This window comes from Microbacterium sp. NPDC080005 (assembly GCF_040702445.1).
GTDB classification, from domain to species: domain Bacteria; phylum Actinomycetota; class Actinomycetes; order Actinomycetales; family Microbacteriaceae; genus Microbacterium; species Microbacterium oleivorans_D.
In genome coordinates this window covers 193,712-214,750 of sequence record NZ_JBFBLD010000001.1, presented here as the reverse complement: position 1 = coordinate 214,750, position 21,039 = coordinate 193,712, and the positions used below count along the sequence as shown (strand labels likewise).

The following is a 21,039-nucleotide window of genomic DNA, read 5'->3' as shown; positions in this document are numbered from 1 at the left end:
GTTCTTTTGACTCAGTCAAAAGTAGCGCGGATGCGGGTGCGTCCGCGTCAGTACCGGTAGTGATCGAGCTTGTAGGGCCCCTCGACCGGTACCCCGATGTACGCCGCCTGCTCCTCGGTGAGCTGGGTGAGCTGGACCCCGAGTGCCGGAAGGTGCAGTCGCGCGACCTTCTCATCGAGAGCCTTCGGCAGGACGTACACGCCCGTCGGGTATTCCTCGAGCTTCGTGTAGAGCTCGATCTGCGCGAGGACCTGGTTGGTGAAGGAGGCGCTCATGACGAAGGACGGATGCCCGGTCGCGTTGCCGAGGTTCAGCAGTCGCCCCTCGGACAGGACCAGGATGCTGCGCCCCGTCGGCAGCCGGTACTCGTGCACCTGCGGCTTGATCTCGATCTTCTCGACGCCGGGCAGCGACTCGAGCCCGGCCATGTCGATCTCGTCGTCGAAGTGGCCCACGTTGCCGACGATCGCCAGGTGCTTCAGGGAGAGCAGGTGGTCGACGGTCACGACGCGCGTGTTGCCGGTGCCCGTGATCACGATGTCCACCTGGTCGGCGACGTCTTCGAGCCGAGCGACCTGATAGCCGTCCATCGCGGCCTGGAGCGCGCAGATCGGGTCGACCTCGCTCACGATGACGCGCGCACCCTGACCGCGCAGCGCCTCCGCGGCCCCCTTGCCGACGTCACCGTAACCGACGATGAAGGCGACCTTGCCGCCGATGAGCACGTCGGTCGCCCGGTTGATGCCGTCGGGGAGGGAGTGCCGGATGCCGTACTTGTTGTCGAACTTGGACTTCGTGACGGAGTCGTTGACGTTGATCCCGGGGAACAGGAGCTTCCCCGCGGCGTGCAGCTCGTAGAGCCGGTGGACGCCGGTGGTCGTCTCCTCCGTCACACCCAGGAGGCCGGCGGCCATGCGGGTGAAGCGCTGCGGGTCGCGCGCGAGCGAACGGCGCAGCGTCTCGAGGACGATGCGGTATTCGGCGGAATCGGTGGGTCCGGCCTCCGGGACGGCGCCGGCAGCCTCGAACTCCGCGCCCTTGTGGACGAGGAGCGTCGCGTCACCACCGTCGTCGAGGATGAGGTTCGGGCCGTCGAACCCCTCCTCGGACCAGTCGAAGATCCGGTCGGCGAGCTCCCAGTACTGCTCGAGGGACTCGCCCTTGAAGGCGAAGACAGGGACACCCGCGGGGTCGTCGACGGTGCCGGTCGGCCCGACGACGACGGCCGCCGCGGCCTCGTCCTGCGTGGAGAAGATGTTGCAGCTGGCCCACCGGACCTGCGCACCGAGGGCAACGAGCGTCTCGATCAGAACCGCGGTCTGGACCGTCATGTGCAGGGAGCCGGCGATGCGCGCTCCGGCGAGCGGCTGCGACGGACCGTACTCCTCGCGGAGAGCCATGAGACCCGGCATCTCGTTCTCGGCGAGGCGGATCTGATGGCGGCCTGCCTCGGCGAGCGCGAGGTCGGCGACGACGTGTTCGATGGTCTTCACGGGAGTGGGCACGCGCCCATTCTCCCACGAGGACTCAGACCCGGAGGGTCTCGTGACGGACGACGACCCAGCCCTTGGGGACCGACATGCGGCTCGTGTGGATGGCGCACAGGTCGTGCGCGTGCGGGTCGTTCCCGGCCCCGAGCGGACCGAGCACGGCCATCTGGTCGCCGTAGTCGTACGTGAGGGTCGTCACGGCCTCGCGGGCGCAGCCCACCTTGGAGCAGAGTCTGTCGAGCATCGCGCCCACGGTATCGGTCCGCTGCTCTGCGAGCCGGATGCCGCGCCGGGGTCAGCGCACGCCGCGCGCCGTCAGCGCGTCGCCCAGGTCGTCCGCGTGGCGCAGGGCCAGGACGAGGAAGGGGACGACGAACCCCCGGATGCCGCGGGCTCCCCGCGCCCGCTGTGCGCTGCGGACCTCCTGCGCCAGGCGCGCCAGCGTGGGGACCGTCCCGAGCGCGACCACGAGCAGAAGCGCCGCACGATCGGCATCCACCCCCAGGTGGCGAAGCGGCTGCAGCGCACGCTCGACGACGTCGAGGAGAGCGGCGACCGGAGTCGTCAGGGCGAGCAGACCCGCGAGGGCCACGGCGGCCACGATGCGGACCGTGCCGACGAGCGCCGCCTCCGCACCGAGGAAGATGCAGGGGATGCCGAAGGCCACGACGACCAGCCAGCGGAGCGCCCACACCTGCCGCGCGAGTTCACGGACACCGACCCCCGGCGATGCATAACACGCGAGGCAGGCGCCCGCGGCGATGGCAGCCGCGGGCCAGGCGGTGGGGAGCAGGGAGACGGCCAGGACCAGGACGAGCAGGAGGACCGTCTTGGGCGCGGCCGGCATGCGGTGCCACGGTCCCCTGCCGGGCCGGTAGGCGGTCAACATCGCCAGCTCGCCGCGTGCGCGGCGACCACCTCGGCCGCTCCACCCACCGCTGCCACGCGTCCGTCGTGGACGCGCACCGCGACCTCGCAGCGAGCGGCGAGGTCGAGGTCGTGCGTCACGACCACCAGCCGATGACCGGCGTCGGAGAGCAGATGCGCGGCGACGGTGTGGGCGTTGCGTCCGTCGAGGAACGCCGTCGGCTCGTCCGCCACGACGAGCTCCGGCGAGCGTACGAAAGCGCCGCAGAGGGCCAGCAGCTGCTTCTGCCCACCCGACAGCTCGTACGCGGGCCGGTCCGCGAGATCCGTCAGGCCGAACCGGTCGAGGGCGGTGGCGACACGGCGGTCGCGCTCCTCCCGCGGCAGCCGATCCGCTCGCAGCGAGAAGGCGACGTCCTCGGCGACGGTCGGCATGATGATCTGCGCGTCCGGATTGCTGAAGACGACCGCGACGCGGCGTCGGAGGGCCGCAGCATCCCCGACCGCGTCCGATCCCAGCACCTCGACCCGGCCCGACGTCGGACGGACGAGACCTCCGATGAGACGGGCCAGTGTCGATTTGCCGGAGCCGTTGTCGCCGACGACGGCGATCGTCCGCGCCTCGATATCCAGATCGATGCACCGGAGCACGTCGGTGTCGGCCAGCCGCACCGAGGCCTCGGTGAGGCGGAGGGTGCTGGTCACCGGACCGGAGTCTCCTCCCGCGACGCGGTGGCGCGCGGCGCCCAGGTGCGCCGGAAGGCGCGGGGGTACCCCCGCACGAGCGCGCCCACGACGAGGGTCGCGATGACGGCTTTCACGAGATCGCCCGGGACGAACGCGAGGTTCGCGAGGAGGGCCTGATCGGCTCCGATGCGCATGACCAGGCTCTGGATCGGGATGCCGCAGGCGTAGACCACGACGACCCCACCGATCAGGACGCCGAGGAAGGTCCGCCACCACACCGGCCGGCGTCCGCCGACATGCACGATGAGTCCGATCACCACGACGCCGACGAGCCAGCCCAGGAGGTATCCCGCCGTCGGACCCACGAACACGCCCGCTCCCCCGCGCCCGCCGGCGAGCAGGGGCAGCCCCACGGCGACGAGGACGAGAAGCGTCCCGACGGAGACGGCGCCCACGAGCGGGCCGAGAATCGCACCGGCGAGCATCACCCCCAGTGTCTGGGCGGTGATGGGCACGCCGCCGAAGACGGAGAACGATCCTGGCGCGCCGAGGAGCGCGATCACACCGACGAAGACGGCCGCGCGGGCGAGGTCGGTGGTGTCGAGGCGCGGGGGTCGCGCGGGGGTCGGCGGGGTCATCTCTTCCTCCTGAACAGCGTTCACGTGAACACCGTTCAGGTAGGGTAGCCGCGTGACCCCCCGCGATCCAAACCCTCGCGTCGCCCGCCGCTCGAAGGACGACGTCGTCGACGCCGCCGTCGACCTCCTCGATCGGGTCGGGCTCCCCGACCTCTCGATGCGGCGCCTCGCGGAGGAGCTGGGGGTGCAGCCGAGCGCGCTGTACTGGCACGTCGCGAGCAAGCAGGAACTCTTGGCCGCCGTGAGCAGCCGCATCCTCGTCACGGTCGCCCTCCGGGCCGGCGACCCCGACGACCTCGAGGGCGCCGCGGTGGCCCTCGGTCGCCGCCTCCGGGACCGCCTGCTCGCCCACCGCGACGGCGCCGAGGTCGTCTCCAGCTCGCTCGCCCTCGGACTCGTCCCCTCCCCCCTGCACAACGCCCTCCGCGAGGTCGACGACTCCCCCGCCGCCGACGTCGTCGCCGACGCGGTCACGCACTACGTCGTCGGAGTCACGTTCCACGAGCAGCAGCGCCGGAACGCGGATGCCTGGGGGGCCGCCGCATCCGAGGTCGCCCTCTCGCCCGAGTCGGCCGCCCACCCGGCGGAGGACGGCGTCGAGGCCGTCCTCGCACTCATCGCCCGCGGCATCGCGCCGTGGCGCGCGGGGACCCAGCGGGCGCGCGGCGCCTAGGATGGCGTCATGCTGAGCAAGGTGGATCCGTGAGGCGCCGCGCCCGCACGACCGCCCGCCCCGACCGCCACGGACGGCATGGCCGCCTCGACCGCAGCCCCGTCGTCCGTCCGCCTCTCCCCGCGATCGAGACCCGCGCCGAGAAGTTCGACCTGACCGTCACGACCGCCGTCGAGTTCCTGCGGAGCGCCTGGCCCGAACTCCGCGAGGTCCGCTTCGACATCGGGTGGATGCCGGAGGCCGCCGACGACGACGGGATCCCACGGTGGGAGGTCCACAGCGACCAGAAGCGGATCGTGCTGTTCCGGCTGCCGATCGAGCGGCTCGCGCGTCTGCACCGCAACGACGATCTGCACCGACGCATGATGATCGAGAGCTGTGTGTTCCGTGCCGCCGCCGAGTACCTCGACCGCGATCCGTGGGACCTCGGCCCCGACCGTTTCCGGTTCTGATCCTCCGCCGTTGACGGGGCGAAGCCGATCAGCGCGGCCGGACCTCGACCGGCGCGGCAGCGGCATCCGCCGGGACGATCGCGTACCCGGCGATCGCGTCCGATGCGGTGAAGGTCACACTCGCCCGTAGAGTGCCGCCCGCGGGGTCGAGCCGGTAGAGCGCCCCCGCGGCCACGTCCACCGAGACCGAGCCGCCGGCGGGGACGCGGATCTCACGCGGCTCGCCGGCGCCGGCGTCACCCGCGAGGACTGCAGCAACCTCGTCGGCTCCCGGATTGACGAGGGCGAGCTGCGGCCGGGGTCCGTCCGCGACGGCGACGAGCGTCGGGACGCCGATGTCGTCGGCGGTCCCGTACCAGGCGAAGTCGGAACCGGCATCCGCTCCGGTGGAGGCGTGCGCGGCGGCGACGACGGGTGCATCCGCCTGCACCTCGACGCGGTAGCGCCCCTCGGGAAGCGCGTCGAGGTCGACCTCGATCGGCACGCCCGCCGTCAGCGCGAGGTCGGGGAACGACGCCGCCGTCATCGACCCGCCGACGGGTGTCACGGTCACGGACGCCGTCGTGTCATCGGACGGCGCCAGGAGGCGCACGGTGGTGTCCGTCGGCTCATCGCCGCCGCCCACGGCGGAGAACGCCGGGATCGTCTGCGAGGTCTGGGGCAGTCCCGTCGCTCCGCCCTGATCGACGCCGACGGGGACCAGGGTCCGGGTCAGCGTCGACTGCAGGATCGCCTGAACGGGCGCCTGCGTCGCCGACACCAGCACGACGGGACTCGCCTCGCCCAGGGCGAGCGCGGCGAGCGGGATGATCCGCTGCTCGCCCGCAGGCACGAGGATGTTCGCGCCGGCATCCGGAGCGACGCGCCCGTCGACTCCGAACACCGTGAGGTCGACCCGTGCGGCGACGTCGCCCGGGTTCGCGATGACGACGAGGTCGGAGGCCCCGGTGAGCCCGCTGCCCGCAGCGAGCCAGGTCTCCATCGCGGGCGGCGCGCAGGTCGAGGCGGTGAATCCGGCGAGGTCGTCCGCGGAGACACGGGCGGACTGCGCCGCGGCCAGGTCTGCCCGCACCCGGTCGACGGGCTCAGCCGAGAAGGACGGGGTGGGATCGGCTCCCTCGATCGCCGAGGCGATCTCGCCGACGACGGGTTCCGGTGTCCCGGCCGCCGTTCCCGATACGACCTGCGCCCCCGCGGCGACCTGCAGTGCGCCGGGGTCGTCGACGTCGCGCCCGGCCGCCACGATCGGGCCGTCGCAGGAGAGGACGGATGTCGCAGGCTCCGGCCGCGTCGTGATCGACAGCGTGGAGCGCTCCACGCTCTCCCAGGGTGTCGTGACGACGAAGAACGTGCCGGCGACGATCAGGAGGCTCACGACGGCGCCCGCCCCCCGCCGGATGCGTCCCGCCGCGGTCACAGCCGCGCCCCTTCGCCGATGATGCGCGGATGACGGCGCCCGGCGCGCAGGCTGGCACGTGTCGGGACGGCGAGCAGGAGCGCGATGACGATCACGCCGAGCTGCAGGAGGGCGACGCGGGTCGAATGCGGACCGGACGCATCGTCGACGGTGCGCTCGGCGATCGCGCCCGTCACGCTCCACAGTGTCCCCCGCGCCGTGTCGCCCACGCTCACGAGGTCCGCGCGCTGATTGAGCAGATTCTGAGCGCCGAGCCGCGCCGCACGCGCGACGTCGCTCTCGCCCGGCGCCTCCTCGAGCAGGACGTAGGCGATGCCGTGGCGCGCGAGGTCGGAGACGACATCCCCCGTCGCGGTGGAGACCAGGTCAGCGGTCACGTGCGCGAGTTCGCGGTCTCCCGCCGTGAGCTCGGGACGCGTGGACTGCACGGTGGTCTGCCCTCCCAGGGTCTCGCTCGCTCCCCACACGACGGAAGCCGAGTATGCGGCGTCCGCTTGCGCGGTCAGGACGAGGGTCGCCGTCTGTTCGCCGTCGCGCTCCCCCTCGCTCCCAGCGGTCTGGACATAGGCGGGAAGCGTGCTCGCCGGTCCGTCGCTGAGCGCTGCATCGTCGCGGAGCACGGCGGTGAGTGCCGGAACGGCGCCGACGGCGAGGAAGGCGATGACCACCGAGGCAGCGACCGGTACGAGCGCATCGACGCGGCGGAGCCCGTCGAGCCCCGCGACTGCTGCCACCAGGAGCCCCGCCCACGCAAGGGACAGGGCGCTCCCCGGCCAGATCGCGACGGGGCCGGACATGCCGGCCGTGAGTGCGACGCCCGAGGCGAGGACCGCCGACGCGAGACCGAGACCGGCAGCGACGAGTCCGAGCGAGGCCGGCAGGAGCCGACCGAGGACGGGACCGAGCAGGGCGAGGACGAGCACGGGGGCGGTGAACGCCGCGACCCACCAGGCGCGGCCGTCCTCTCCGAGGAACTGCAGCCAGCCGGCGCCGTCGGTCGACGGATAGCCGAAGGCGAAAAGGATCTTCGGCAGGAGCCCGTCCGGGTTCCCCGACACGGCGAGCGGCCTGCCGGGATCGGCGAACACTGCGAGCGGATCGCCCGTCGTCAGGTGGTACCAGACGAGGGGAAGGAAGACGGCGGTCGTCGGGATCACGAGCCAGGCCACCCGACCCGCGCCGCGACCGCGGCGCACGACGAGCACGAGGATGAGGGCCGCGACCCACAGGACGGCCAGTGCGGGAGCGACCGACGGAGCGCAGGCGACCACGATGACGAGGACGATCGACGCCAGGCCTGCGCTGCTCCAGGAGCGTCGTGCCGCGGCGGCGGTGTAGAGGAGCCACGGCAGGGCCAGGTGCAGGATGACGGCGGCGGGACGACCCTCGACGAGCGCGGCGAGGAAGGTGGGCGCCACCGCCCACGCGAACGCCGTCGCACACCGCAGCACAGAACGCTCGGTGACTCGGGTCGCCGCGAACCAGCCGCCGAGCGCGGCCAGCGGCAGCGCGAGCACCCAGAGGATCACCAGCGCCCGTGACGGCGCGAGCGGCGAGAGCGATCCGATGAGCGCGATCACCGCCGCGAAGGGGTCTGCGGGACCGACCGTGTCCCATCCGAGCGCACGCGGGCCGTACGCGGCATCCGTCCAGAGGGCGACGACCCCGCTGCGGAGAGGGGCGAGTCCGCCGCCGCCGAGCACGGGCCAGGCCAGGAGGGCGCTGAAGGAGAGGAGCGACGTGGCGAGGGCGCCGAGCACGACCCACGCCCCACCGCCGCTGAAGAAGCGGAGCTCCTCGCGGGGCGCGGCTGCGGCATCCGCTTCGTCTTCGAGGCGTTCGCGGAGATCCCGTCGACCGATGCGCAGCTGCGCGAGGGACGACCAGGACGTCGTCCGCGTGCGCCGGATCGTCCGCCGTGCACGGATGACCGAGGCGAGCCCGAGGAGGACCGCAACGGATGCCGCCCACTCCGGACCGATCCTGCCCGGATTCTTCGCCACGAGGTGACCCAGGGTGCGCCACAGCGCGAGCGGCAGGAGCGACAGCCAGTGCAGCGGAACGACGGGGGCGGGCGCGTAGACGAGCCTCCGATGAAGCTGCGCCTTGCGCGCGGCGTACAGCCGCCGGCCACGAGCACCCGCGGATCGCCCACCGGGGGTCCCCGCGACGCCGTCGCCGGCGACCGCGACGATCGCCGTCGGCGCGAGCGCGACGCGCCCACCGGCGAGGCGCGCACGGATGCCGAGGTCGAGCCCTTCATCCGCCCCCGAGAGTCCCGGGTCGACGCCGCCGAGGGCCTGCCATACCGGCGTCCGCACGAGTGCACCGCGGATGTCCGCGCCGAGGACGTCCTCACCGGCGTCGTGCTGGCCTTGATCGAGCTCGCCGTCGGCGAGCCCCACGGTGCGGCCGGTCCGGGTCAGTGTGACTCCGAGCGAGACGATCCGGGTCGGGTCGTCCCAGGCCACGAGTTTGGGAGCAGCGAGCGCCACCGACGGAGCGGTCTCGAGGGCACCCGCCAGACGGGCGAGTGCATCGGGCGCCGGCGCGGTGTCCTGCGCGAGCAACCACACGGCATCACCCGAGATCCGACGGCCGGCGAGGCGCAGCGCCTCGGCGAAGCCGGTGTTCCGCCCGGCCACGATGACTGCTTCGGCTCCGGATTCGGATGCGAGGCGGGTGAGGGTCTCATCCGGTCCGCACAGCACGACGGTCAGCACGTCGGCACGGCGCGTCTGCGCGGCGAGCGCACGGAGGGTGCGGCTCAGATGGAGATCCGTGGGGCCTCGTCCGTGGGGGCGGACGACGAGGATCGCGTGTACTCGGGCGGGCATGACCAGGTCAGCCTAGGTCGCGACCTCGCCGATACGCGGAGGCCGGGCGGGGTGGCGCAGATCGGGTCAGGAGGCGCGACGCTTGAGCTTGCGCCGCTCGCGCTCGCTCAGTCCGCCCCAGATACCGAACCGTTCGTCGTTCTGAAGCGCGTATTCGAGGCATTCGCCGCGGACGTCGCACGATGTGCAGATCCGCTTCGCATCGCGCGTCGATCCGCCCTTCTCGGGGAAGAACGCCTCGGGGTCGGTCTGTGCGCAGAGCGCGTCCGCCTGCCACGCGAGCGCGGTGTCCTCATCGGTCTCGACGCGCCGGCGGACACCGGGGACCCCGAGGTTCACCGGGTCGACGAACCAATTCTCGGGAACGCCGGAACGGTAACCCGTCATCTTGCTCTCCCACCTGTAGACACTCGCCGCGGTGCGGCCGATGCCTAATTACACCCGTGTGATTCGCTCCGGTCAAGTCGCAAATCGTAAACCCTCAACCCGAGATTGAATCTTCTTGAGGGTCCCGGCGTGTCGCGGGCTCAGGCGGATCGGCCGGGTTGCGCGAGATAGGCCACGCCGCGGCCCGACAGGGTGACCGACGACTCGTCCTGGGCGTACGCGGCCGTGCCCGGAGAGAGGGTCACGTCGCGCTCCGCGACGGCCACGGACACCTCCCCGGACGCGGCGAGCACGATCGCGGGCCCCTCGAGCGGAACGGTGACGCGGTCGTCGGCGAGTGTGTATCGCAGAAGGAGGAAGTCGGGGACGCCGGCATCGAACACCTCACCGTCGCCCTCTTCCGCCGGGATCAGCAGGGGGGCGGGCCCCGGTTCCGTGTCGACGATGCGGAGGAGCTGCGGTACGTCGATGTGCTTGGGCGTCAGACCTCCACGCAGCACGTTGTCACTGGCCGCCATGAGTTCGACGCCGAGGCCGTCCTGGTAGGCGTGGAGAACCCCGGCGGGCGCGAAGACCGCCTCCCCCGGGCGCAGCACGACGAGGTTCATGAGGAGCGCGACGACGATGCCCGCATCCCCCGGGAAGTCACGGACGATGGCGCGGAGGACATCGAGCTCCTGCTCGAAGCCGGGCACGGTCGCGTCGATCACAGCATCCGACACGTCGCGGACGATGTCCTCGGCACGGCCGCTCAGCACCTCCTCGATGACCCCGCGCAAGGCGGCCGAGGCATCGGTGCCGGCGAGGTCGGCGCGGAGCCGCTCGACGCCGGCCGACGCGCCGAGACCGTCGAGAAGGCGAAGGGTGTCGGCCACGGGGCGCAATCCGACGAGGGCACGGAAGGGATCACTGAGAGCGACGATGACCTCGGGCTTGTGGTTGTCGTCACGGTAGATCCGGTGACCGGCGTCGCGCGGGATGCCGGCCGCCTCCTCCTCTTCGAAGCCCGCTCGCGCCTGCGCGAGGTCGGGGTGCGCCTGGATCGAGAGGGAGGACGATGCGGCGAGGATCTTGAGCAGGAAGGGCAGTGGCGGGTTCCCCGCCTCTGCTCTCGCTTCGGGGAGGGACCGGCCGTCGCCGAGTCGGGCGGGGCTGCCGGGGTGATCCCCGAACCAGACCTCGGCCTCGGGGCCGCCGGTGGGCACACGCCCCTGCAGGTCGGCGATGGCGGACGGGGATCCCCAGGCGTAGTCGCGGGGCTCGTTCGAGAGGGTCTCCAGCACGCGATCAGCCTAGGGCGTGCGGCGGAACGTCCAGAGCCGCGCGATACCCTTCTGTCACCATGGCCGTCCACTCCTCGCACCCGGTCTCGGCGCCGCCGGCCGCCCCGCCGCGCGAGCGGACGAGCCACATCCTGTTGCGCGGATGGTGCATCGTCCTGCTGATCATCACGCTGTCGGGGACGGCGCTGCCTCTCGCGTTCGGCATCGAGGTAGCCGCAGGCATCGGCATCGTCAGCTTCCTCGTCTCGATCGCGCTGTGGGCCGTCATCCGCCCCCGGGTGCAGTGGCCGCGTCTGCCGTGGTACGCCCTCGCCTACCTCGCCTTCGCCGTCCTCTCCCTGTTCTGGTCGCATTGGCCCGACGCGACCCTCGTGACCGTCGCGCTGCTGATCGTGACCACCGTGGGCGCGCTGTTCGTCGGTGCGGTGCTCACCTGGCGCGAGGTCGTGCGAGCCCTGGCATCCGCTCTCAAATGGATGCTGGCACTGTCGATCTTGTTCGAACTGTGGGTCAGTCTCATCTGGGACGGTCAGATCCTGCCGCACTTCGTGCGGCCCGACGGCCCGGTCGACGATCCGATCGTGCTCTGGTCACGCGACAACCTGTTCGACGGTGGACGAATCCAGGGAATCTTCGGCAACGCGAACGCGCTCGCCTACGTCGCTCTTCTCGCGGTCGTGGTCTTCGCCATACGGATCGCGTCCCGCGCCCCCCGTCGGCCCGTGCTCGCGCTCTGGATCGCCCTCGCGCTGTTCCTCTTCGTCCGCGCAGGATCGGCGACAGCCACGGTGTCGGCCATCGCCGTGGTCGTGGTCCTCATCACCGTGCTCATCATGCGGACGACCACCCGCGCCGGTGAGCGCACCCGTTACTACCTCGTCTACGCCGTCGTCGCGATCGGCGGACTCGTCGCGGTCTGGCTGCTGCGCGACACGGTGTTCACGGCGCTGGGGCGGTCGAGCGACCTCACCGGCCGCGAGTCGATCTGGGAGAAGGTCCTCGAACGGGCCGTGGAGCACCCCCTCATCGGCTGGGGATTCTCGACGCCGTGGATCCCCACGGATCCGGCTTTCGACCGCTGGATCGTCGACCACGGCCAGACCGTCATGCAGGCCCACAACATGTGGGTCGACGTGTTCCTCCAGTTGGGTGCCGTCGGCGTCGTGCTCATCGCCGCCGCTTACGTCGCCTTCGTCTGGCGCTCGTGGTTCTTCGCGGTCGACCGGCCACGCTGGGACCTGGTCGCAGACCGCCCCTACACCGCGGTCACGCTCCTCCCGACCCTCACCGGAGCGATCCTCCTCGTGCAGGGCCTCGCCGAATCGACTCCGCTGCTGAACTGGGGATGGTTCCTCCTCATCCTCTTCGCGTTCAAGATCAAGCAGGCACCCCTGGTGGGGCGCGGACCGTCGGAGGAGCGTCTCATCGGCGAACAGGGCGACAGGCCGACCGAGCGATGAGGACCGTGCGCGCGCTCCCCCGGCTGCTCTCCGCGCTGCAGACACCCGACGTCGCCGCCGCCTTCACCCTCGTCACGCTCGGCGCGCTGTTCTCGACGCACGCCCTGCGACAGCTGATGGGGAACGCCGGGTACGGCGCCGTCCTGAGCGGTCTGTGCCTCCTCGGTGCGGGAATCATGGTCGCCCGCCGCGCGGAACTCCGCTTGATCCAGCTGATCCCCACCACTCTCCTGATGCTCCTCGTGTGGCTCATCATCACGGCCGGCTGGTCCGTCTCATCCACGGCGACCTTCACGGGGTGGCTGCAGCTGGGCGCACCGACCTTCCTCGCCGTCGTCGTCGCCCAGTTCCGCGACACCCTGCAGACCGTCCGCGCCACCGGCGACGTCCTGCGAGTGCTCCTGGGGGTCTCGTTGGGACTCGAGATCCTGAGCGGCATCCTCCTCGACCTCCCCATCGCCTTCCTCGGCATCGCGGGCAACCTCGCCGACGGAGGCCCCGTCCAGGGGATCTTCGGCACCCGCACCGTGCTGGGCGTGGTCACGATCATCGCGCTCGTGACCTTCCTCGTCGAGTGGCGGACCCGCTCGGTGAGCTCGGGGGTGGCGATCGGCTCGGTCACGCTCGCCGCGATCCTCGCGGTCTTCACCGCCTCTCCCCTCGTGCTCGGCATGGTGCTGGTGTCGGGGGCGGCGACCGGCGCACTCGCGGTCCTCCGTCGCGTTCCGGCGCGAGTCCGCCCCCTCCTCCAGGGCGTCCTCGCCGCCACCGTGATCGTGGGGCTCGTGCTCGCCTACGTGTTCCGCCGCCCGCTGGTCTACTGGCTCAACGCCGAACCCGACTTCTACACCCGGTCGCGGCTGTGGAACGTCATCCTGGACATGTCGGCACTGCGGCCGGTTCAGGGGTGGGGCTGGGTCGGCACCTGGCCGGACCATCTCTCCCCCTTCACCTACATCCGCCTGGTCGCGGGGCATCCGCATGCGTCGGCGCTCAACGTCTGGATGGACGTGCTGCTGCAGGCAGGGGCCGTCGGGGTCGTGCTGCTCGTGGCGTTCGTCGGGCTGGCGCTGTCCCGGGCGTGGGCGACGGCGAGCGAACGACGCTCGACCGTCTATGTCTGGCCCGCGCTCGTGATCATCGTGCTGCTCACCGACTCGATCGTGACGAGCTCCCCCCTGGGCGGCTTCGGATGGTTCCTGCTCGTCCTCTGCGCGACGCAGGCATCCCTCGTGCGGGGATGGCGGCGGGAACGGCCTCTGCCCGCGGCCGCATCGGAGAGCCCGGACACGTTCGGACTCGGATCACCGGCTTAGAATCGAGCGACATCCGCCACGATCCAGGAGGTTCCACCGTGCGATTGCTTCGCAGGCACCTGCGAGGGAACGCCTTCCTGCAGAGGTGGCGATTCGGTCTGTGGATCGCTCTCTACGCCCTGGCCTCGCGGCTGGTGCGTGTGCAGGACGGGCGGACGCTCTTCCTCTCGGACTCCCGGATGGGCTTCTCGGGCAACATCGCCTTCCTGCGCGACGAGATCCGACGCCAGCGCCCGAACGCTCGAATCGTGGGGATCTTCAAAGCGAGCCTCGCCGATCGGCGTGCGCTCCGGGACTCGTTGCGCCTGCCGTGGGAGCTCGCGCGCGCGCAGACGATCGTCCTCGACGACTACTACCCGATGATCTATCCCCTGCAGCTGCGTCCCGAGACGCGACTCCTGCAGGTCTGGCATGCGGCCGGCGCCTACAAGAAGGTGGGCTGGAGTCGCGCGGGTCTTCCCGGCGGCCCTCTCCCCGGTTCGGTCGCGCACCGCAACTACACGGATGCCACGGTGAGCTCCGAGGCGATCCGCCCCGACTACGCGGAGGCTTTCGACATGGACCTCGCGCGGGTCCACGCCCTCGGTGTGCCGCGCACCGATGTGTTCTTCGACACCGACCTCCTCGAGCGCACCGCCGACGAGGTCCGCACCCGCCTCGGCATCCGACCCGATCAGCGGCTGGCGGTCTTCGCACCCACCTTCCGGGGCAACGGCCAGCTGAGTGCGCACTACGACATCGACTGGGTTCCGTGGCTTCAGCTCATCGAGGAGCTGGGCGAGGAATGGGTGGTCCTCGTGAAGCTGCACCCGTTCGTCGCGCGCGCCACCGCCGGGATCCCGTCGCACGAACGGATCCTCGACGTGTCCGCGGAGCGCGAGCTCAACGACCTCCTCATGGCCGCCGACGTCCTCATCACGGACTACTCGTCGGCGATCTTCGAGTTCTCCCTGCTCGGCCGTCCCATGGTGTTCTTCTGCCCCGACGTCGAGGTGTACGCCGCGGAGCGCTCGTTCTACCACCCGTTCGAGGACTACCTCGCCGGTCCGCTCGTGACGGATGGCGACCACCTCGCCGCGGCGATCCGCGACGCCCGCGCGGGCGAGGATCTGGCCGCGTTCCGGGAGCGCTTCATGTCGGCCTGCGACGGGCGATCCACCGAGCGCATCGTGCGCGAGATGATCCTCACACCCCGCCGGGTCCACGAGCGCCCCGTCTTGCTGGACGATCCGCCCGTGCAGCCGACCCGCATCGACGGTCCGATCGGCCGACACGTCTTCGCCGCGCGCGTCGCACGGACGGTGCTGGGCCTGTGCTACGCCCCCCTCAAGGTGCTGCCGACACGGCGCAAGATCGTCATGATCAGTCGCGAGCACCCGGAGGAGACCGACGACTTCATCGACCTGCGCAACGCGATCACCGCGATCGACCCGTCGGTGACGGTCGTCTCGCTGGTGCGCATGGTCCCGCCCGGCCTCGTGCGCAAGATCGGCTACGCCGCGCACCTGCTCGTGCAGATGTACCACGTCGCCACCGCCCGCGTGCTGATCGTGGACACCTACTCGATGGTCGCCAGCATGCTGCGACACAAGGACGAGCTGAGCATCATCCAGATCTGGCACGCTCTCGGCGCCTTCAAGAAGTTCGGTCTCAGCATCCTGGGAACCGGCGAGGGCCGTGACGAACGCCTCGCGGAGGCCATGCGCATGCACGCGGGCTACGACCTCGTGCTCGCCAGCGGCGAGGCGTGCCGCGCACCGTACGCCGAGGCGTTCGGCACCGACGAGAGTCGGATCGTGGTCGCCCCCCTCCCCCGCGTGGACCGGCTCCGAGACGAGGAGCTCACGCGGCTGACGCGCGAGCGGATCTACGACCGGCATCCGCACCTCCGCGGCGCCCGCGTGGCCGTCTTCGCCCCGACGTTCCGGATCGAGGACACCGCGATGTCCGCCCCCGACGACGTCGTCGCCGCACTCGAGGCCATCGGCGTGCACGTCGTGGTGAAGCTGCATCCCCTCATGACGCTGCGCGGGAGCGCCGTCGACACCGCGGACGGTTTCTCGACGCAGGAGATGCTCACCATCGCCGACGTCTTCATCACCGACTACTCGTCGACGCTGTTCGAGGCCGCCGTGCGCGGCATCCCGACCTACTTCCTCGCCCCCGACCTCGACGAGTACCTGGCGACGCGCGACTTCTACCTGGACTATCGCAGCGACCTGCCCGGCCCCGTCTGCACGTCCGTCGACGAGCTCGCTGCCGCGATCGCCGCGGACACGGCCACGGCGACGGATGCGGCGGCCTTCGCCGCGCGCTGGGTCGCCGAGACGAGCACCAGCACCGGCCGCCCCTGCACCGACCGGATCGCGCGTCTCGTGCTCGACCGCGTGGCCGGCCGAGGGCTCGCAGACCCCCTCGCATAGGATGGTGCGGGCGTGCCAGCGCACGCCCGCATCGACTCACGAGGAGCTCTCGCCGTGACCACAGCCCGTACCGTCGCCGTCGTCCTGGCCGGTGGCATCGGAGTCCGGGTGGGGCTCGGCATCCCCAAGCAGCTCATCAAGATCGCGGGGAAGGCGATCGTCGAGCACACGCTCGAGGCCCTCGAGAACAGCCCGCACATCGATGAGATCGTCATCATGATGAACGCGGCCGCGATCGGTGAGCTCGACCACCTCCTCGACAGCGGCCGGTTCGCGAAGCTCACCCGCATCCTCCCCGGCGGCGAGACACGCAACGACACGACGCAGCTGGCCATCTCCGCCCTCCAGGGCGACGACACGAAGGTGCTGTTCCACGACGCGGTGCGGCCCTTCATCGACGACCGCATCATCGAGGACTGCGTCCGCGCGCTCGACACCTACGAGGCGGTCGACACCGCGATCCCCTCTGCGGACACGATCATCCAGGTCGACGCCGATCGGCTGATCACCGGCATCCCGGACCGTTCGCTTCTCCGCCGCGGACAGACGCCCCAGGCCTTCCGGCTCGCGACGATCCGGAAGGCATACGAGATCGCGGCGACCGACCCGGGATTCCGGGCGACCGACGACTGCGGCGTCGTCTTCGCCTACCTGCCCGACGTGCCCATCTACGTCGTCGACGGCACGGCCGAGAACATGAAGGTGACCGAGCCGATCGACGTCCACATCGCCGACAAGCTCTTCCAGCTGCAATCCGCGAGCCTCTCCCTCGAGAGCATGACGACCGTCCCCGACCTGTCGGGCAGGACGGTCGTCGTCTTCGGCGGCAGCTACGGGATCGGCGAGAGCATCGTCCAGCAGGCGACGGATGCCGGTGCTGTCGTCCACGAGTTCAGCCGCTCCTCGACGGGCACCGACATCCGATCGGCCAAGGCCGTGCGGTCCGCCCTCGCCGAAGCGCACTCCCGCAGCGGCCGCATCGACGTCGTCATCGTGACGGCCGGGGTGCTGCGCATCGCGCCGCTCGTCGAGAGCCGCAAGCGCGACCTGAAGGACACGATCCAGGTCAACCTCATCGCCCCGGCGGTCGTCGCTCGCGAGGCGCACCCCTATCTCGCGGAGACGGCCGGACAGGTCGTGCTGTTCACCTCGAGCTCGTATACGCGCGGACGCGCGGGGTACAGCGCGTACTCCGCGACGAAGGCCGGGGTCGTGAACCTGACCCAGGCGCTCGCCGAGGAGTGGGAGGCATCGCGGGTGCGGATCAACTGCATCAACCCGCAGCGCACCCGCACGCCCATGCGCACGCAGGCGTTCGGCGAGGAGCCGGTCGACAGCCTCCTCGACCCCGCGGACGTCGCCCGTGTGACGCTGAACGTCGCGGCATCCGACCTCACGGGTCAGATCGTGACGGTCAACGTCGCGGCGATGCGGAACGCGGCGGGCTGACCCCGCCGCTCAGCCGCCGATCTGGTTGCGCTCGATCACGTCGAAGAACGCGCGGCAGACGTAGTAGTCCTCCGCGGTCGTGATCTTGATGTTCGAACGAGGTCCCTCCACGCGGTACAGCTCGTGGCCGTACCGTCGCAGAAGGCTGCAGGTGTCGATCGAGTCGTTCTCACCGTCGGCCACCGCCTGGTCGTAGACCCCGAGGACGGTGTCGAGACGGCCGCTCTGCGGGGCCTGTGCGACGTAGAGGTGGTCGCGCGGGATGACCTCGTCGACGGCGCCACTGGCCGACGAGATGATGGTCTCGTTGAACTTGGTGCTGGTGATCGCCGGTCCCTGCGAGCGCACGGTCTCGATGTTGGCCGAGATCACCTCGGCGTTGATGAGCGGGCGCACCCCGTCGTGCAGCAGGACGACGGTGTCGCCGGGTGCCTCGTTGGCGACGGCGCGGAGCGCGCGGTGTCGGGACTCCTGACCGGTGGCACCACCGTCCACGATCCAGTTCACCTTCGTGAGCTCGTACCTCGCGACCAGACGCGCGAAGCGATCGCGCCACTCCGGCAGGATCGAGACGGCGATGCGGTCGATCTCGGGGTGGTCCTGGAAGTGCTGGAGCGTGTGCACGATCAGCGGAGTTCCATGGATCTCGAGGAACTGCTTGGGCAGGGTCGCCGACGTCATGCGGGACCCGATCCCGCCGGCGAAAATGATGGCGATGTTCACGCGATCTCCTCTTCTGGGACGTCCTTCTCACTGGACTCGGCGGTGTTCGCGTCGGAACGCTCGGTCGGGACCGGGCTCTCGGTGATCTTCTCGGTGTCGGGGTTGCCGAGGATCAGCCAGTCGATGACCCGGTCAGCCGCGCCGGTGTCGACGCGGTCGAAGTTGAGGCGACGGAACTCCGCGACCTTCTCCTGCTCGAACTCTCCGGTCCGAAGGGCGTCGATCACGTCCCCGAACGTGTTCGCGACGCGTCCCGGCGCCGTCTCGTCGTAGTCCCGGTGGAAGCCGCGCGTCGCGGCGTAGTTCACCTTGTCGGGAGCGAAGAAGAGCATGGGCCGGTCCAGCAGAGAGAACTCGTAGATGATCGACGAGTAGTCCGTGATGAGGACGTCGGTCGCGTGCAGGAGATTCAGGCCGTCCGGATAGTGCGTGAAGTCGAAGAACCGGTCCTGGTACTGCTCCGGGATCTCGATGGGATTCTTCACGAAGTGGTGCATGCGGAAGAGCACCACCGTGCCCTCGCCGCACACCTCGTACAGGGCGTCGAAGTCGATCTGGCTGTAGTCGTAGAACGCGGTGTAGATCGATCGGCCGCGGAACGTCGGGGCGAAGAGCACGACCTTCTTGCCCGCGATCTGGGGATACTCGGTGGCGAACTTCGCCAGGAACCGGTCGCGGAGCGTCTCGTCGAGGAACCAGTCCACCCGGGGCAATCCGGTCGGGATGACGGCGGCTTCCTCGATGCCGAACGCCTCCGCGTAGACGTGACGCAGGTGCTCGGATCCCGTGATGGCGAAGGTGTACTGGCGATGCGGATGCCACAGCTTGGGCGAACCGAGGTTCCCGAACCGGCTGTACCCGACGGACTTGAACCCGCTGCCGGCGTGCCAGAGCTGGATCACCTTGGTGCGCGGGTCCATCCGCAGGCTCTTGAGGATGCCGAAGTAGTCGTCGAGCAGGACGATCTCGCTCGTCGCGAGCAGGTAGATGATCCGGAGCGTCGTCCCCCAGCCGCCCGCGCGCGGCAGACGGAACGAGTACTTCATGTCGAATCGGTCCTGCAGCCCGCGTTCGACGATCCGCTCCTGCACGCGGCGGAGGTTGCCCTCGATGCGGACACGCTGATCGGAGGCGAAGAGGACGCGGCCGGGCTTCACGCCCACCGTCCGGGTGATGGCCTGGTAGATCAGGCCGGCGTAGCGCTGCTTGGCCGGGGCGCCGAGGAAGAATGCCTTGAGGCGCTTGATCGGACGGAACTTCTTCGGCTTGGGACGGGAGCGGAACAGGTGGTAGCTCCGCATGAGGAAGTCGAGGCGCTCGAGGTCCACCGCGTTCTCTGCGATGCCGAACGACACGGTCGTGACGGCGCGGTTCCCGTCGTAGAGGAACACCCGTGAACCCTCGTCGAGTTCGAGCAGCGACCGTCCGTCGAACCGGGCGGGGGCCACGCGCTCCCCGTGGGCGAACATGACGATGCGCCACGTGCCGTTCGGGATCGCCTGGCGGTCACGGAACGTCGGGACGTCGACATGCAGCTCGTACGCACCGGGCCCGATCGCGGTGAAGGGCACCGGGATGCGACGCTTGCCGTCGATCAGGCGGAAGTCCACGGCAGGCGGAGGCACCTCGCCCCATTCGGGGGTGAGCGGGGTCCAGTCCCCCACCTGGGCGACCGACAGTCGGATCGTCAGCTTCGCCCGTTCCCAGGTGAGCGCATCGACGGTGACGTCGAACGGGGGCGCAGGCCGGACGACCTCCGCCTCGCTCACCGGGACGACGGATGCCGGCGGCACGACCGCGTCGGTCATGCGCGGGACCCCGCTTCGCGCTCCTCGTGCCACGCGAGCGTGCGGTCCAGTCCCCGACGCAGGCCGACGTGCGGTGCCCAGCCCAGACCGCGAAGCCGGGCGTCGTCCAGGCCCTGTCCCTTGACGGCGTTGTACCGACTGAGGTCGACACCCTCCGCGAAGCGCACGCTGAGATTCTTCTCCGGTCGCGCCTCGGTGAACGCCTCCGCCAGTTCTCGGATGCTGATGAACCCGTCGCGATCGGAGATGTTGTACGCGGTGTCCTCGCCCAGGAGGATCGCCGCGAACATGCCCGACACGGCATCCGCCAGGTAGGTGTAGGTACGACGGGCGCTGCCGTCGCTGTTGAGAGTGATGTCGTGTCCGCGGAGGACGTCCGCGGTGAAGTCCGCCTGCACGCGACCGTCGTCGAGGGCCATGCCGGGGCCGTAGATGTGACCGAACCGGCCGATCGTGACGGGGACGTCGTACTGCGCGTGATAGCTGACGGCGATGGTCTCGGCGGCACGCTTGCCCTCGGTGTACGACGCACGGGGGTTCAGGATGTCGACAGAGCCGTACTCGTCCTCGGCGACGAGCGAACCGTCCGACACCCGCTGCCCGTACACCTCCGCGGACGACATCATGACGAAGCGAGCACCGCCCGATGCGACGCAGAGATCGAGCAGGCCGAAGGTGCCGGTCACGTTCGCCCGGATGGTGTCCACGGGACTCGCGGCGTGCAGCGCCGGCCGAGCGGGGGACGCGCCATGGATGACGAGGTCCACGGTGCGGTCGAGGTGGATCTCGCCCCGGACGTCGCCCTTCACCAGGACGACGTCGTCGCGATCGGCGACGGGTCCGAGCAGGCGACGCGCCTTGTCGAGGTCGCGCACGAGCGCGAGGACGGTGATCCCGGCATCCCGCACCTCGTTGAGACCCAGCAGTGTGTAGAGGGCGTACGACGGGATCATCCCTGCCGCACCCGTCACGAGCACCGTGGCGCCGTCGAGCTTCTCCCACGGCAGCGGCTGCCCGATGATCTCGGCGATGTCACCGTCGATGACGGCGCTCCCGGTCACGCGGCCCACGGGTGCCGTCGCGGTCGATCCGTCGCCACGGGGTGTGTGTTCAGGCATTTTGCCGATTC

Annotated in this window: 18 protein-coding genes; 6 read left to right on the top strand and 12 right to left on the bottom strand. The window is 70.5% G+C overall.

Going from position 1 to position 21,039, the window contains the following annotated elements:
• Positions 1 to 47: 47 nt before the first annotated feature.
• The 5 genes from ahcY to AB0259_RS00960 are packed head-to-tail and all read right to left on the bottom strand — an operon-like array spanning position 48 to position 3,682.
• A complete protein-coding gene (gene ahcY / locus AB0259_RS00980; RefSeq protein ID WP_251579076.1) occupies positions 48 to 1,505 on the bottom strand; it encodes an adenosylhomocysteinase in 1,458 nt (485 codons plus the stop codon).
• A 22-nt stretch (positions 1,506 to 1,527) separates the two neighbouring features.
• Positions 1,528 to 1,734, bottom strand: coding sequence for a DUF3499 family protein (locus tag AB0259_RS00975; protein ID WP_251579074.1), 207 nt, complete (start codon positions 1,732 to 1,734; stop codon positions 1,528 to 1,530).
• Positions 1,735 to 1,785: 51 nt separating this feature from the next.
• On the bottom strand, positions 1,786 to 2,379 hold the full coding sequence (locus tag AB0259_RS00970; protein ID WP_251579072.1) for an energy-coupling factor transporter transmembrane component T: 594 nt from the start codon (positions 2,377 to 2,379) through the stop codon (positions 1,786 to 1,788).
• Positions 2,373 to 3,062, bottom strand: coding sequence for an ABC transporter ATP-binding protein (locus AB0259_RS00965; protein ID WP_251579070.1), 690 nt, complete (start codon positions 3,060 to 3,062; stop codon positions 2,373 to 2,375). Before AB0259_RS00965 ends, AB0259_RS00970 begins: the two co-directional genes overlap by 7 nt.
• Positions 3,059 to 3,682, bottom strand: coding sequence for a biotin transporter BioY (locus tag AB0259_RS00960; RefSeq protein WP_251579067.1), 624 nt, complete (start codon positions 3,680 to 3,682; stop codon positions 3,059 to 3,061). Before AB0259_RS00960 ends, AB0259_RS00965 begins: the two co-directional genes overlap by 4 nt.
• 52 nt (positions 3,683 to 3,734) lie before the next feature.
• On the opposite strand from AB0259_RS00960, the gene AB0259_RS00955 reads away from it, so the two are divergent.
• The gene (locus tag AB0259_RS00955; protein ID WP_366221152.1) at positions 3,735 to 4,355 is read left to right on the top strand and encodes a TetR family transcriptional regulator; all 621 of its coding nucleotides are present in this window, start codon (positions 3,735 to 3,737) and stop codon (positions 4,353 to 4,355) included.
• A 29-nt stretch (positions 4,356 to 4,384) separates the two neighbouring features.
• Positions 4,385 to 4,807 (top strand): metallopeptidase family protein, encoded by a 423-nt coding sequence (locus tag AB0259_RS00950; RefSeq protein ID WP_251579056.1) that lies wholly within the window; start codon positions 4,385 to 4,387, stop codon positions 4,805 to 4,807.
• Positions 4,808 to 4,835: 28 nt separating this feature from the next.
• Here the strand turns inward: AB0259_RS00950 and AB0259_RS00945 are convergent, their stop codons facing one another.
• The 4 genes from AB0259_RS00945 to manA form a co-directional block, all read right to left on the bottom strand.
• The gene (locus tag AB0259_RS00945; RefSeq protein WP_366221157.1) at positions 4,836 to 6,224 is read right to left on the bottom strand and encodes a DUF5719 family protein; all 1,389 of its coding nucleotides are present in this window, start codon (positions 6,222 to 6,224) and stop codon (positions 4,836 to 4,838) included.
• A complete protein-coding gene (locus AB0259_RS00940) occupies positions 6,221 to 9,061 on the bottom strand; it encodes a glycosyltransferase (protein WP_366221159.1) in 2,841 nt (946 codons plus the stop codon). Before AB0259_RS00940 ends, AB0259_RS00945 begins: the two co-directional genes overlap by 4 nt.
• Before the next feature lie 66 nt (positions 9,062 to 9,127).
• Positions 9,128 to 9,448: a WhiB family transcriptional regulator gene (locus AB0259_RS00935; RefSeq protein WP_082886057.1), complete on the bottom strand. Its 321-nt coding sequence runs from the start codon at positions 9,446 to 9,448 to the stop codon at positions 9,128 to 9,130.
• A gap of 140 nt (positions 9,449 to 9,588) precedes the next feature.
• On the bottom strand, positions 9,589 to 10,731 hold the full coding sequence (gene manA / locus AB0259_RS00930; protein ID WP_366221161.1) for a mannose-6-phosphate isomerase, class I: 1,143 nt from the start codon (positions 10,729 to 10,731) through the stop codon (positions 9,589 to 9,591).
• A gap of 59 nt (positions 10,732 to 10,790) precedes the next feature.
• Between manA and AB0259_RS00925 the strand changes: the two genes are divergently transcribed.
• From AB0259_RS00925 to AB0259_RS00910, 4 genes are read left to right on the top strand one after another with little or no spacing between them, the layout of a single operon-like run.
• Positions 10,791 to 12,191 carry an O-antigen ligase family protein gene (locus tag AB0259_RS00925; protein ID WP_366221163.1) on the top strand — a complete coding sequence of 467 codons (1,401 nt, stop codon included), beginning with the start codon at positions 10,791 to 10,793 and terminating at the stop codon, positions 12,189 to 12,191.
• A complete protein-coding gene (locus tag AB0259_RS00920) occupies positions 12,188 to 13,507 on the top strand; it encodes a hypothetical protein (protein WP_251579050.1) in 1,320 nt (439 codons plus the stop codon). The genes AB0259_RS00925 and AB0259_RS00920 overlap by 4 nt, the downstream gene beginning before the upstream one ends.
• A gap of 38 nt (positions 13,508 to 13,545) precedes the next feature.
• The gene (locus tag AB0259_RS00915; protein WP_366221164.1) at positions 13,546 to 15,930 is read left to right on the top strand and encodes a CDP-glycerol glycerophosphotransferase family protein; all 2,385 of its coding nucleotides are present in this window, start codon (positions 13,546 to 13,548) and stop codon (positions 15,928 to 15,930) included.
• A gap of 54 nt (positions 15,931 to 15,984) precedes the next feature.
• Positions 15,985 to 17,379 (top strand): bifunctional cytidylyltransferase/SDR family oxidoreductase, encoded by a 1,395-nt coding sequence (locus tag AB0259_RS00910; protein WP_251579048.1) that lies wholly within the window; start codon positions 15,985 to 15,987, stop codon positions 17,377 to 17,379.
• Between the two features lie 9 nt (positions 17,380 to 17,388).
• On the opposite strand, the gene AB0259_RS00905 is transcribed toward AB0259_RS00910, so the two are convergent.
• Genes AB0259_RS00905 through AB0259_RS00895 form a run of 3 tightly spaced genes read right to left on the bottom strand, consistent with a single transcriptional unit; the run spans position 17,389 to position 21,028 of the window.
• Positions 17,389 to 18,102 (bottom strand): IspD/TarI family cytidylyltransferase, encoded by a 714-nt coding sequence (locus tag AB0259_RS00905; RefSeq protein WP_251579047.1) that lies wholly within the window; start codon positions 18,100 to 18,102, stop codon positions 17,389 to 17,391.
• Positions 18,099 to 19,910: a CDP-glycerol glycerophosphotransferase family protein gene (locus tag AB0259_RS00900; protein ID WP_366221166.1), complete on the bottom strand. Its 1,812-nt coding sequence runs from the start codon at positions 19,908 to 19,910 to the stop codon at positions 18,099 to 18,101. The genes AB0259_RS00905 and AB0259_RS00900 overlap by 4 nt, the downstream gene beginning before the upstream one ends.
• On the bottom strand, positions 19,907 to 21,028 hold the full coding sequence (locus AB0259_RS00895) for an NAD-dependent epimerase/dehydratase family protein (RefSeq protein ID WP_366221167.1): 1,122 nt from the start codon (positions 21,026 to 21,028) through the stop codon (positions 19,907 to 19,909). The genes AB0259_RS00900 and AB0259_RS00895 overlap by 4 nt, the downstream gene beginning before the upstream one ends.
• Between the last annotated feature and the right edge of the window lie 11 nt (positions 21,029 to 21,039).